Origin of the sequence: Vibrio sp. Y29_XK_CS5 (assembly GCF_024181835.1) — a bacterium.
In the GTDB taxonomy this organism is placed as follows: Bacteria; Pseudomonadota; Gammaproteobacteria; order Enterobacterales; family Vibrionaceae; genus Vibrio; species Vibrio harveyi.
In genome coordinates this window covers 272,342-284,776 of record NZ_JAMZAM010000006.1, presented here as the reverse complement: position 1 = coordinate 284,776, position 12,435 = coordinate 272,342, and the positions used below count along the sequence as shown (strand labels likewise).

12 protein-coding genes are annotated in these 12,435 nt (G+C 44.3%); 4 read left to right on the top strand and 8 right to left on the bottom strand.

The window, feature by feature from the left end; all coding sequences use genetic code 11:
- The first annotated feature begins 31 nt into the window (after nt 1-31).
- Nucleotides 32-385: a 50S ribosomal protein L19 gene (gene rplS, locus NL647_RS21900; protein WP_005379971.1), complete on the top strand. Its 354-nt coding sequence runs from the start codon at nt 32-34 to the stop codon at nt 383-385.
- Between the two features lie 361 nt (nt 386-746).
- Here the strand turns inward: rplS and yacG are convergent, their stop codons facing one another.
- From yacG to nadC, 8 genes are all read right to left on the bottom strand, one after another.
- A complete protein-coding gene (gene yacG / locus NL647_RS21895) occupies nt 747-947 on the bottom strand; it encodes a DNA gyrase inhibitor YacG (RefSeq protein ID WP_026000212.1) in 201 nt (66 codons plus the stop codon).
- Between the two features lie 56 nt (nt 948-1,003).
- Nucleotides 1,004-1,744 carry a cell division protein ZapD gene (zapD, locus tag NL647_RS21890; protein ID WP_253650674.1) on the bottom strand — a complete coding sequence of 247 codons (741 nt, stop codon included), beginning with the start codon at nt 1,742-1,744 and terminating at the stop codon, nt 1,004-1,006.
- Nucleotides 1,745-1,771: 27 nt separating this feature from the next.
- Nucleotides 1,772-2,386: a dephospho-CoA kinase gene (gene coaE / locus NL647_RS21885; RefSeq protein ID WP_050922069.1), complete on the bottom strand. Its 615-nt coding sequence runs from the start codon at nt 2,384-2,386 to the stop codon at nt 1,772-1,774.
- Nucleotides 2,387-3,256: an A24 family peptidase gene (locus NL647_RS21880; protein ID WP_005446255.1), complete on the bottom strand. Its 870-nt coding sequence runs from the start codon at nt 3,254-3,256 to the stop codon at nt 2,387-2,389.
- 72 nt (nt 3,257-3,328) lie between these two features.
- Nucleotides 3,329-4,552 carry a type II secretion system F family protein gene (locus NL647_RS21875; RefSeq protein WP_005446256.1) on the bottom strand — a complete coding sequence of 408 codons (1,224 nt, stop codon included), beginning with the start codon at nt 4,550-4,552 and terminating at the stop codon, nt 3,329-3,331.
- 33 nt (nt 4,553-4,585) lie between these two features.
- Nucleotides 4,586-6,271 (bottom strand): type IV-A pilus assembly ATPase PilB, encoded by a 1,686-nt coding sequence (gene pilB / locus NL647_RS21870; RefSeq protein ID WP_253650673.1) that lies wholly within the window; start codon nt 6,269-6,271, stop codon nt 4,586-4,588.
- Nucleotides 6,271-6,729: a pilin gene (locus tag NL647_RS21865; RefSeq protein WP_239210719.1), complete on the bottom strand. Its 459-nt coding sequence runs from the start codon at nt 6,727-6,729 to the stop codon at nt 6,271-6,273. The genes pilB and NL647_RS21865 overlap by 1 nt, the downstream gene beginning before the upstream one ends.
- 264 nt (nt 6,730-6,993) lie before the next feature.
- Nucleotides 6,994-7,881, bottom strand: a complete 888-nt coding sequence (gene nadC / locus NL647_RS21860; protein ID WP_074050812.1) for a carboxylating nicotinate-nucleotide diphosphorylase — start codon at nt 7,879-7,881, stop codon at nt 6,994-6,996.
- A gap of 92 nt (nt 7,882-7,973) precedes the next feature.
- On the opposite strand from nadC, the gene ampD reads away from it, so the two are divergent.
- The 3 genes from ampD (at nt 7,974) to aceE (ending at nt 12,416) form a co-directional block, all read left to right on the top strand.
- The gene (gene ampD / locus NL647_RS21855; RefSeq protein ID WP_017189135.1) at nt 7,974-8,525 is read left to right on the top strand and encodes a 1,6-anhydro-N-acetylmuramyl-L-alanine amidase AmpD; all 552 of its coding nucleotides are present in this window, start codon (nt 7,974-7,976) and stop codon (nt 8,523-8,525) included.
- Nucleotides 8,526-8,929: 404 nt separating this feature from the next.
- Entirely contained in the window at nt 8,930-9,697 is a 768-nt protein-coding gene (gene pdhR / locus NL647_RS21850) for a pyruvate dehydrogenase complex transcriptional repressor PdhR (protein WP_005446261.1), read from the top strand.
- A gap of 55 nt (nt 9,698-9,752) precedes the next feature.
- Nucleotides 9,753-12,416 (top strand): pyruvate dehydrogenase (acetyl-transferring), homodimeric type, encoded by a 2,664-nt coding sequence (gene aceE, locus NL647_RS21845; RefSeq protein WP_005446262.1) that lies wholly within the window; start codon nt 9,753-9,755, stop codon nt 12,414-12,416.
- The last annotated feature ends 19 nt before the right edge of the window (nt 12,417-12,435 follow it).

The window sequence follows — 12,435 nt, the reverse complement described above, 5'->3', positions numbered from 1 at the left end:
TTAGTATCAGTTTATTCTAGGAATTTAAAAAATGAGTAACATCATCAAGGCTCTTGAAGAAGAGCAAATGAAATCAGACCTACCTAAATTTGCACCAGGTGACACTGTTGTAGTTCAGGTTAAAGTTAAAGAAGGTGACCGTGAGCGTCTACAGGCTTTCGAAGGCGTTGTAATCGCAATCCGTAACCGTGGTCTTCACTCTGCTTTCACTGTACGTAAGATCTCTAACGGTGAAGGTGTTGAGCGTACGTTCCAAACACACTCTCCAATCGTTGATAGCATCGAAGTTAAACGCCGTGGTGCAGTACGTCGTGCCAAGTTGTACTACCTACGTGAGCGTTCTGGTAAGTCTGCTCGTATCAAAGAGAAACTTGCTAAGAAGTAATGCTATAACTAGCGTTCTCATAGTAAACGGAGCCCATTTGGGCTCCGTTTTTTTATGCACGAAAAAGGACGTTATGCTTCGAGAGTCAGGAATACTTGCTCTGATATAGTAGAGCGCTTCGGTTAGTGAGCGGCATTTGTCCTACGAGAGAGTGAAAAAGGGATCCCCAACTCGCTCGTTCCTCGCCCTTGAGGATGATGAATAAAAAACAAATGAACCCAAACGGTGTCATTCCCGAAAGCGACGAATGCGCATTGTCGGAATCTCTCTTTCGGCGTAATACAAAAAGGGCCGATGTTCTCACATCAACCCTTCTTTTTATTCTCGAAGCGTGGTGCTCTCGTTTCTGAGTTCTAGCTTCTTAGTATTGGTCTTCAGACCAACCATCACTGTCCGACATATCTGGTGCGCCAGGAATGGTATTTTCTTCGTCAGCCCATTCGCCAAAATCAATCATTTGGCACTGTTTGCTACAGAAAGGGCGGTGAGGACTTTGCTCTCCCCACTCTACGTCGGCACCACATTGTGGGCATGGAACGACTGTAATTTTAGACATCGTCATTCGTCCTATTTATTCGGTGTTCAAAGGTGTTATGGCAATAGTAGTGCGAGTTGCGCTTAGCTACAAACAGCGAGTTCAAACTCAACGTCTTGAGTACAAGCTTGACCGCTGTCAAAAGCCATGAATTTGATGGCAAAACGGTTTTTATGACCCGAGATCATCGGGTAGACACCGTATTCCATTGGAATGTGTAAACGCAGGATGTTGGCTTCGTCCGCGTCGCTTTGGAAGAATCCAGTGCGAGCGATTTGTGCTTTGAAATGTCCTGTTTCGCGAGTCAGCTTGAGCCAGAGTGCTAAGGCATCAGACAAAGGTTTTAAACTCGCTTGCCACTGTTCTGCATCGTGTTTTTTACGCTCAATAGGTAAATGAAGCCAGTAGTGCAACGCAGGAAGATCAAAACAACATGACCCTCCAGGTAAGTTAAAGCGTTGGCGAATTGAACTTAAGAAGCGATCTTCTTTAAGTGCCTGACCAAAACGCTCAGCAGTCATCAGTTGGCTATGGACCACGTCGATCTCTTTTAAGAGTTCGCTAAGGGCTTGCTGATCGACACCATCGACATTAAGCCAATTGCGATAAGCTAAACGTTGCTTTTCAAGATCTTTTGCCAGTTCGCTTTTTAATTGAATTTGCTCAAAGATCTCGACCATATCGAAGAGTGCACGGAAGAACAGTTGATACTGATGATTGTCAGCAAAACCAGAGGCTAGATGAGCCTGACGCAACAAAGACTCAACTCTTAAATAAATACGAGTTTTTTCATTTAGCGGATGTTCAAATTTGTGCGTGGTCATCGACAGTAGCCTTGGTGATTTTCATTCCTATTTTCGCAGATTTTTCTTACACATGGCTAGGTACTTTTCGTGTAAATCTGTGATTTGAAGCAAAAGATCCGGGTCATCTGGATTATTCTTAACCACATTATCAGCCAGAGCAAGTCGTTGTTCACGAGATGCTTGAGATGCCAAGATAGCTTTTGCCTGTTCTTCGCTGACGTTATCGCGTTTCACCGTTCTTGAGATCTGGGTTTGTGGCTCGACATCAACAACAAGTACACGATCGCACAAACTATCGAGCTTGTTTTCTACCAATAAAGGTACAACTAAAAGAGCGTAGTCTGATGTGACTTGCTCCAAGTCTTCGATCATCTTTTCGCGAATCATTGGGTGCAATAACCCATTCACCCATGCTTTCTCCTCTGGGTTAGAGAAGATTTTTTCTCTCAATTTGGCTCTATCAAGTGTTTGATCATCTCGGACAATATCAGTGCCAAAGTGCTCAATGATGGCATTAAGTCCAGGTGTGCCTGGCTCTACGACTTCACGAGCCACAATATCAGCGTCAACGATGTCTATTTTGAACTGCTGTTTGAATAGGTTTGCCACGGTGGTTTTGCCGCTCGCAATACCGCCGGTTAGGCCAATAACAAAAGCCATTTACACTCCTAGAATCGACGTAAAGTACCAGTTGAGGATTTGATTGCCCCAAATTAGGCTCACCCATCCTGCAATTGCAAGGTAAGGACCAAAAGGAAAGGCTTTTTCGATACCTTGCTTTTGCAAGCGCAGCTGGATAAGACCAAAAATGACGCCTACTACCGAAGAAAGTAAAATGATCATCGGCAGAGATTGCCAGCCCAGCCAAGCTCCTAATGCAGCAAGGAGTTTAAAGTCGCCATAGCCCATTCCCTCTTTGCCTGTGAGGAGTTTGAATAACCAATAAACACTCCAAAGACATAAGTAGCCTGCCATTGCTCCAATAATAGAATCTTGAAGACTCACAGGGCTGATACCGGCAAGAGCAAGAGCAATACCCGCCCACATCAATGGCAGTGTGAGTTGGTCTGGCAGCAACATGGTATCAAGGTCGATAAATGTGGCAGCAATCAATACAAAGGTAAAGAAAACCAGCGCCACAGTGAAGTAGCTAAAACCGAAATGAAAAGCGATAAAACCCGAACAAAAAGCGGTAAGCAGTTCGATAAGAGGGTAACGGGCACTGATAGGTGATTGGCAGTTGTGGCATTTACCTTTTAGTAATAGCCAACTAATCACAGGGATATTGTCTCTAATGCGGATATGTGTACCGCATTGCTGACAAGATGAACGTGGCACGCTTAAGGTTAATGTCTCTTTTGGTGGCTCGATCTTGTATTCAGGGAATGATTCAGCGCACTCGCGTCGCCATTCTAGTTCCATGATCTTAGGTAAACGGTAAATAACTACGTTGAGGAAACTACCCACGATCAAACCAAAAATAGCGGTAAATACAACGAATAGCCATGGGTAGTACTGGAATACTTCCATATCAGTCTCTTGAGCGGTAAATCAAACGAGCAAGGTGCTGTTTTGATAGAATTAATTTGCTAAAGGATCATTCTATCCCAATACGCTCATCAAGTTAAAGATTGGTAAGTACATTGCTGTCACCAAACCACCGACAACGACACCCAGAAAAACAATGATCAACGGTTCCAAAATCTTACTTAGGTTGTCGACGGTGTTATCGACTTCGAACTCATAAATAGCGGCTATCTTGTTGAGCATGTCATCTAAGCGACCTGACTCTTCACCAATCATGACCATTTGCAATACCAATTCTGGGAAGACGTTACAGTTACGCATGGCAATGTACATTGGCATACCAGCGGCAGTATCTCGATATACCTCTTCGATTGCCAATTGATAATGCATGTTACCAGAGGTTTTTGAGGTAGTTTTCAAGGCGGTTAGGATAGGAATACCTGCGCTAAAACTGGTCGCCAAAGTACGGCTAAACTTCGCAATGGCAGCTTTGGATAAAACTGGACCTAAAATAGGTACTCTTAAACTCGACCGTGCAGTCAAAAGACGAAATGAGTCGGAGCGTTGTGACATGATTTTGCCAGAAATGAGTAAGCTCACAAAGCTCAGCCCAATGAAGGGACCCCAATTTTGGGTCCAAGCAGAAAGGTTGAGTACCATCTGGGTGAAGGCGGGCAATTCGGCACCAAAACCTGTAAACATTTTTTCAAACTCAGGAATAACCTTTGTCAGCATTAAATAAGAAACCCCAAGTGCTACTAATACCACCATCGCCGGGTAAATGAGCGCTTTAATAACCTTTGCACGCAACTGCTCGCTTTTTTCTCGGTAGGTTGCCAGACGCTCAAAGACTTGGGATAAGTTACCGGACTGCTCACCTGTTGCTATTAAGTCGGTGTAAAGTGGATCAAAGTGCGTGCTAGCGGTACGCATGGCTTTCGACATCGGTGTCCCTGCTTCTACCGCTCGCGTCACACTCATTAGGATCGATTTCATTTCAGCTTTTTTATGGTTCTCTGAAACTAACTTGAGTGCCTGAACAATAGGGACGCCAGTCATCAACATGGTGGCGATTTGACGAGTAAACACCGTAATGTCTTTGCCTTTTACTCGATGACTTATCTTGGTGATAAAAGAAATACTGCCTTTTTTGAGTTTTTTTATCTTGATGTGCTGAGCATCAAGGCGCTCTCTTACCTCGACTTCTGTCATTGCGAGCACATTACCAGAGGTTTTTTTACCCGAGCTATTAATGCCTTTCCAACGGTAGTTCTTAAGTTGTGGAGCGATGGTTTTCATAGTGTAAGTAACTGCCTAATAAAATCTGAGAAGTTAAAAATAGAGAACACGTTGCAGCTCACTAAAGCTGGTGACACCTTGTTTGAGCTTTTCAATGCCGGATATTTGTAGAGTCTGCATACCATTGGCAATCGCTAGCTTTTCTAATTCATGTACTGAAGCGCCTTTGATGAGCGCATTTGATAGGGATTCATCAAACTTCATCACTTCGTAAATGCCTGTACGACCAGAGTATCCTTGGGTGCATTCGTTACAGCCGTTAGGGTTCGCTTGGAAGATATCTTCAGTGCTGGTAATTCCAATATGTTGAAGTTGGCTGTTTGGTTCTTGAGGTAGTCTGCAATGTGGACAAAGTTTTCGAGCTAAACGCTGAGCGATGATCAAACTAAGAGAGGATGCGAGGTTAAAGCTTTCTACCCCCATATTTGATAAGCGAATAACCGTCTCGGCGGCGGAGTTGGTATGCAGGGTAGAAAGGACTAAGTGCCCGGTTTGTGACGCTTTGATCGCGATTTCTGCCGTGTCGAGATCTCGGATCTCACCCACCATGACTACATCGGGATCTTGACGTAAGAAAGAGCGAAGCGCTTCTGCAAAGCCAAAGCCGATCTTAGGTTGAACTTGAACTTGGTTAATGCCAGGTAAGTTGATCTCAACGGGGTCTTCAGCGGTGGAAATATTGATCTCGGTTTTATTGAGAATGCTCAAACCAGTGTAAAGAGAAACCGTTTTGCCGCTGCCCGTTGGTCCTGTCATTAGGATCATGCCTTGTGGGCGGCGCAGTGCTTCTAAATACAATTGCTTTTGATGATCGCTGTATCCGAGTTTATTGATATCTAATGCTGCAGAACTGCTGTCGAGCAAACGCAGTACGATTTTCTCCCCAAACAGAGTTGGTAGTGTAGAAACGCGCATATCAATCGCGGTGTCTTGGTTTAATTTGAGCTTGATGCGACCATCCTGTGGTAAACGGCGCTCAGCGATATCAAGCTTAGATAGGATCTTTATTCGGGCTGAGAGGCGACGGCTTAAATGGCTCGGAGGCTGTTGAATTTCGATCAAGATGCCATCGCAACGCAAACGCACTCGATACATGTTTTCATAGGGCTCGAAGTGAATATCAGAAGCCCCTTTACGAACGGCATCGAGCAGAATTTGGTTAATATAACGACTAACAGGCGATTCATCTTGGCTGAGATCTTCAATGTTCTCAATTTCGTCCTCACCAATATCAACGAGACCTGCCAGTTCATCTTGGTTGATTTCTTTAAGACCGGACTTTTCTTGACCGAGTGCACGACCATATAAACGACGAATGGCTGCGGTGAGTTCTTTAAAATCCGCCAGAACAAGCTCGACTTGTAAACCGGTAGCAAAACGAAAGTCATCTTCCGCTTGTAAGTTAGTTGGGTCTGCAACTGCGAGTATTAATGTGGAAGATGTGCGATTGAGTGGCAAGGCATTATGTCGAGTGATCAGATCGCGTAAGCCAAGCTTTTGGCACAGCGACGAGTACTCATACTGACTGAGTGATGTGCAGGAAAGCCCAAAGATGGAGCTAAGGTGCTCAGTCAATTCATGTGATTGGAAAAAGCCAGAACTGAGTAAAGCCTCCGGCATCGAAATGCCAGAAGCTTTTGCTTGCTCAAGTAACGATTCTTCTTGGGAAAAGGTCAGTATTCCAGCTTGGCGAAGAACCGTTGAAAGGTTGGTTAGCATTATTTACAAGTTTTAGGAAGCAATTCGCTATCCAAATCAGATGATGAGCAATCCCATCCTCCATATGTTGCCGTTCGCGTAAGAGTCAGTTTTTTCCCTGAAACTAAAGCACTAACACCCGCACTAGCTGTTGTTGCAAATGTAAAAGAAATTTTGCCTCCATCAGTACTTTGGTCTGTAAAAGCTACAGTTCCTAAATGCATTGATGGAACCCCTAGGGCCGTTGGTGTTGCATCAGAAGCTGAGCCATCTGGAAATAAACCGTTCTCTACCGTGTAAGCTTCTACATTAGTTTTAGCTCCTGTCAATGTTGCTAAAACAGATGCAACTTCACTTTTAGCTACATACTTTTGGTATTGTGGCATTGCAATCGCTGCTAAAACACCAATAACTGCTACCACGATCATCAATTCAATTAGAGTAAAACCCTGCTGCTTCTTCTGTTTATTCGTTTTCATCTTGTTTCCTTAAGATAAATTTAGTTAATGCTTATGCATGGGGCAGAAGATTAAAAAGAGTAGAGGAAAGAGAAAACTGGGAAGGGAGAAGCTCTCGACTGAGATAAAAATCTTTACACTCAAGTTGCATATTGCATGCAAGGTTTTGCGAGTGGTGTTATTTTTTATGCGGATAAAAATAAAGAGCCGTGCGGCTCTTTATTGGTGTTTAATGGCAGTAACTCTATGAGTTAACGAGAATTACTTTTGCTTATTTAGTTTGGATTACTTGAAGCGCATCGAAAGATCCATCGCTTTTAGGTGCTTAGTTAAAGCGCCCACCGAGATGTAATCTACGCCTGTTTCTGCGTATTCAGCGATGGTTTCTAGAGTCACATTGCCAGAGTTTTCTAACGCAGCGCGTCCTGCATTGATAGCGACGGCTTCACGCATCATATCTGTAGTGAAGTTATCGAGCATGATGATATCTGCACCTGCTTCAATCGCTTCTTTTAGCTCGTCCAAGCTTTCCGTTTCCACTTCAACTGGTTTACCTGGGTTCAACGATTTTGCTGTGGTAATCGCTTGAGTGATCCCGCCACATGCAATGATGTGGTTTTCTTTAATAAGGTAGGCATCGAATACACCGATACGATGATTGAAACCACCGCCACAGGCTACTGCGTATTTTAGCGCACTGCGTAAGCCCGGAATGGTTTTACGAGTATCTAATAGGCGGCACTCTGTGTGAGCAATTTTCTCTGCGTACTCAGCGGTAATGGTCGCGCAACCTGAAAGGGTTTGAATAAAGTTCATCGCGTTGCGCTCGCCAGTGAGCAAATCACGAGCAGGACCAGTCAGTGTGCAAAGTGTTTGGTTTGGTTCAACCTTGTCACCATCTTTTACATGCCATTCGATCGCGACTTTGCCACCCAGTTGTTTAAATACTTCATCTGCCCATGCTTGACCACAAAATACACCGTGTTCACGAGTAATGATGGTTGCTGTGTTAATAGCGTCTGCTGGGATAAGCGATGCGGTGATGTCTCTGTCTGCATCCAATGTGCCACCTAGGTCTTCTTTTAGGGTATCGGCTACGGCACGAGTGATTTCTAATGGAAGCTGTTGCTTAAGGTATTCTAGGCGTTCTTGGCTGTTGTGTGTGTTCTTCATCGCAAATCTTGTCTTGAAAGGGAGATGGCAACGAATGATACTCTCCGGTGTCAATAATTTCAGCAGTTAATTTGCAAAGTAGAGAGGTTGATATGTGCCTAAAAATCGAGAATGGTTGGTTGACGCAAGCAAAGCATGTTCCATCGCCATTCTTTGATGCTCGTTCAGACAAAGATGACATCTCTCTGCTGGTGGTTCACAACATCAGTTTGCCGCCAGGGCAGTTTGGTGGTTCATATATAGAGGACTTTTTTACTGGCAATCTCGATCCTAAAGCACATCCATTTTTTGAAGTAATTCACAAAATGGGCGTTTCGGCACATTGCTTAATAAAGCGTAATGGTGAAATTGTTCAGTTTGTTTCGTTTTTAGATAGAGCTTGGCATGCAGGGCAATCTAGCTTTGCTGGTCGTGAACGTTGCAATGACTATTCGATTGGTATTGAGTTAGAAGGCACTGAGTTTGTGGCTTATACAGAAGAGCAATATCAATCACTTACAGCTTTGGCTCATGCGGTCATGCATTCTTACCCCAAAATCACCTTACCCCGAATCACGGGGCATCAGTATATCGCTCCCTTGAGAAAAGCCGATCCTGGTCTAAGCTTTGACTGGGTCAAGTTCAGGCAACAAATACAACGCTAACTTGTAGCGAAAGTGTAAATTCAAAAAACAGAAATAAATAAGGCATACACTCAAGTATGCCTTTTTTTGATACGAGAAATATGAATGCTTGTTAAAAGTTAACTACATTTTGAACGCTCAAAACAGCGGTTGGTGAAAAAATGTACGGATAATTTTGTCATTTTTTGTTTTTGTTGATCAAAATTACTAGCACGCAGAGCTCCCATCTGTTTTGTTTATGTAATTGGTAAGACCAATTTTATTGCTGTTTTAATAGTCGATTGTTATCAGAGTGTTGGTTGTAAGTCCATTCTATGATTTAGGTCAATTTTTGGCTGGACAGTGGCGTTTTAATTATGTTAATTTCTGCACCATCTTAAAATTGGTATTACCAATTACCTGCAAGAGTAGAAGAACAATAAATTATGGCTTATCAAAGGATTCGTCAGCCAAAGCTCTCTGATGTTATTGAACAAGAGCTAGAAAGGTTGATTGTGGAAGGAACATTGTCTCCGGGGCAGCAGTTGCCACCAGAGCGCGAACTCGCTAAGCAGTTCGATGTGTCTCGTCCATCTGTCCGTGAAGCCATTCAACGCTTAGAAGCAAAGCGTTTGCTTACTCGTCGTCAAGGCGGTGGCACATTCGTTAGTGAAAACATCTGGAAAAGCTTTTCAGATCCGTTGTTGAACTTGTTGTCGACTCACTCAGAAACGCAGTTAGACCTACTTGAATCGCGCCATGCGATGGAGGGGATTTCAGCGTACTTTGCAGCTTTGCGTGGTACCGATGAAGATTTTGCACGCATTCAAGCTTGTTTGAATCAAATTAGCGAAGAGCAAAAAGGCGATAACGTTGAGGCAGAAGCCGCTGCAGTGATGCAGTTTCTGATTGCTTTGACCGAAGCGGCACACAATGTCGTCCTGCTTCATATTGTTCGCAGTCTTGCGCCTTTGCTTGAGCAAAATGTTCTACAGAATCTAAAGCTCTTACATCGCCGCGATGAAGTGGTCGATAAAGTAAGTAAACACAGAGCTAATATCGTGGATGCGATTGTTTCTGGTCAGCCTGAAAAGGCACGTGAAATGTCTCACTCACATTTAGCTTATATTGAAGAAACATTGTTGGATTTGACTCGAGAAGAGTCTCGACGAGAGCGTTCTCTGCGTCGAATTCAGCAAGGTAACGATTCTTAATACAAGAACCGCTTACTTAAATAAGTAGATCCAACCAACAGAAGGATAGATCGCCATGTCTGACATGAAGCATGACGTAGATGCACTGGAAACTCAAGATTGGCTACAAGCCCTTGAATCAGTTGTTCGTGAAGAAGGTGTAGAACGTGCACAGTTTCTACTAGAAACCGTTCTAGAAAAAGCACGTCTAGACGGCGTTGATATGCCAACTGGCATCAACACAAACTACATCAACACTATTCCAGCAGCACAAGAACCAGCTTACCCTGGTGACGTAACTCTTGAGCGTCGTATTCGTTCGATTATTCGCTGGAACGCAATCATGATCGTATTGCGTGCTTCTAAGAAAGACCTAGACCTAGGTGGTCACATGGCTTCTTACCAGTCAGCAGCGGCGTTCTACGAAGTTTGTTTCAACCACTTCTTCCGTGCTCCAAACGAGACGGACGGTGGCGATCTAGTTTACTACCAAGGTCACATCTCTCCGGGCATCTACGCTCGTGCATTCGTTGAAGGTCGTCTAACTGAAGAGCAGCTAGACAACTTCCGTCAAGAAGTAGACGGTAAAGGTATCCCATCATACCCGCACCCTAAATTGATGCCTGAGTTCTGGCAGTTCCCAACAGTATCTATGGGTCTTGGTCCAATTTCTGCGATCTACCAAGCGCGTTTCCTTAAGTACCTAGACGGTCGTGGTCTGAAAGACACGTCTGCACAGCGTGTATACGCGTTCCTAGGTGACGGTGAAATGGATGAGCCAGAATCACGTGGTTCACTTTCTTTCGCTGCGCGTGAGAAACTAGACAACCTAACATTCCTAATCAACTGTAACCTACAGCGTCTAGACGGTCCTGTAATGGGTAACGGTAGCATCATCCAAGAGCTAGAAGGTCTATTCAAAGGCGCTGGCTGGAACGTTGTTAAAGTTATCTGGGGTAGCAACTGGGATGCTCTACTTGCTAAAGATACAACAGGCAAGCTTCTACAGTTGATGAACGAAACTGTAGATGGTGACTACCAAACATTTAAATCTAAAGACGGTGCTTACGTACGTGAACACTTCTTTGGTAAGTACCCAGAGACTGCAGCACTAGTTGCAGACATGACTGATGACGAAATCTTCGCACTTAAGCGCGGTGGTCACGAGTCTTCTAAACTGTACGCAGCTTACAAAAACGCGGCAGAAACTAAAGGTCGTCCAACAGTAATCCTAGCGAAGACTGTTAAAGGTTACGGTATGGGTGAAGCGGCTGAAGGTAAGAACATCGCGCACCAAGTTAAGAAGATGGATATGACTCACGTACTACACCTACGTGATCGTCTAGGTCTTCAAGACATCCTAACTGACGAAGCAGTGAAAGAACTTCCATACCTGAAACTTGAAGAAGGTACAGCGGAGTACGAATACCTACACGCTCGTCGTAAAGAACTAAAAGGTTACACGCCACAGCGTCTACCTAAGTTCACTCAAGAATTCAAAACACCTGAGCTAGAAGAGTTCGCTCCGCTACTAAGTGAGCAGAAGCGTGATATCTCTACAACAATGGCTTACGTTCGTACTCTTAATATCCTGCTTAAGAACAAGAACATTGGTAAGAACATCGTTCCTATCATCTGTGACGAAGCTCGTACGTTCGGTATGGAAGGTTTATTCCGTCAGATCGGTATTTACAACCCGCACGGTCAGAACTACACACCTCAAGATCGCGACATCGTTTCTTACTACAAAGAAGCAACTTCAGGTCAGGTTCTACAAGAAGGTATCAACGAACTAGGTTCAATGGCTTCATGGGTTGCAGCAGCAACGTCATACAGCACGAACGATCTACCAATGATCCCGTTCTACATCTACTACTCAATGTTTGGTTTCCAACGTGTAGGTGATATGGCGTGGATGGCTGGTGACCAACAAGCTCGTGGTTTCCTACTAGGTGCTACTGCTGGTCGTACAACGCTAAACGGTGAAGGTCTACAGCACGAAGATGGTCACTCGCACATCATGGCGAATACAGTTCCTAACTGTATCTCTTACGACCCAACATTCGCTTACGAAGTTGCAGTAATCATGCAAGACGGTATCCGTCGCATGTACGGTGAGAACCAAGAGAACGTGTTCTACTACCTAACGGTAATGAACGAAAACTACGCAATGCCAGCAATGCCAGAAGGCGCTGAAGAAGGTATCCGTAAGGGTATCTACAAGCTTGAGTCTTACGCAGGTGACAAGTCTAAAGTTCAGCTAATGGGCTCTGGTACTATCATGAACGAAGTACGTAAAGCAGCGACTATCCTAAGCGAAGAATACGGCATCGCATCTGACGTGTTCTCTGTAACATCGTTCAACGAGCTAACTCGTGACGGTCAAGACGCAGAGCGTTACAACATGCTTCACCCAGAAGCAGAAGCAAAAGTACCTTACATTGCACAAGTAATGGGTACTGAGCCAGCAATCGCAGCGACTGACTACATGAAGAACTACTCTGAGCAAGTTCGTGCGTTCATGCCTTCTGAGTCTTACAAAGTACTTGGTACTGATGGTTACGGTCGTTCTGACAGCCGTGAGAACCTACGTCGTCACTTCGAAGTTAACGCAGGCTACGTAGTTGTTGCAGCTCTTACTGAACTAGCGAAACGTGGTGATGTTGAGAAGTCAGTCGTCGTTGAAGCGATTGCTAAGTTCAACATCGACACTGAAAAAACAAACCCACTTTACGCTTAATACAGCGCTTAACTAGAAG